The following is a 618-nucleotide window of genomic DNA, read 5'->3' as shown; positions in this document are numbered from 1 at the left end:
CGAGAAGTAGTGTCCATGTCTGGATATATTGAAGGTCGTACTTAACCCTGCCTTCCATTTTATCTAGCGTATCTGTCTCGCCACGAAAGCCGTTTATCTGTGCTAAACCAGTGATTCCTGGTTTAACTTTATGCCGAAGCATGTAACCCTGGATTTTTGCCCTATATTCTTCATTATGCGCCACTGCGTGAGGTCTTGGTCCTACGATTGACATTGAACCACCTAGCGAATTAAAAAACTGCGGTAATTCATCAAGCGAGGTTTTACGCAAAATACCGCCGAAGTGCGTTATCCGTTGATCGTCTTTTTTAGCTTGAATGACCTTATCGCCATCTTCAGCGACCGTCATGGTGCGAAACTTCCATACCTTAATTTTTTCGCCATCCATACCGTAACGCGTTTGTTTAAAAAATACTGGGCCTTTAGAGGTTGCCTTTATTCCAATAGCAATCAATAACATTGGAATGGCAATCAATACAAAGTATCAAAAAGCTCAGTACAATATCTTCTATGCGTTTAATAGCACTATCAATACCTGCAAAGGGTGTTTCATAAATACTGATCGACAGTGTATTCCCTGATAATCATACCCCATCTGGAGTTAAGCAGATTAAAAGT

The 618-nt window shown here is 40.8% G+C and carries 1 protein-coding gene; it reads right to left on the bottom strand.

The genetic code is table 11. The features are described 5' to 3' along the window. Positions 1 to 475, bottom strand: a 475-nt coding sequence (locus tag A9E74_RS13850; protein ID WP_281198112.1) for a sugar transferase, incomplete at its 3' end; no start/stop codon positions are given. Positions 476 to 618 lie beyond the last annotated feature (143 nt).

The sequence above is a fragment of the Methylophaga muralis genome, assembly GCF_001720165.1.
In the GTDB taxonomy this organism is placed as follows: Bacteria; Pseudomonadota; Gammaproteobacteria; order Nitrosococcales; family Methylophagaceae; genus Methylophaga; species Methylophaga muralis.
This window is presented reverse-complemented; position numbering and strand designations above follow the sequence as displayed.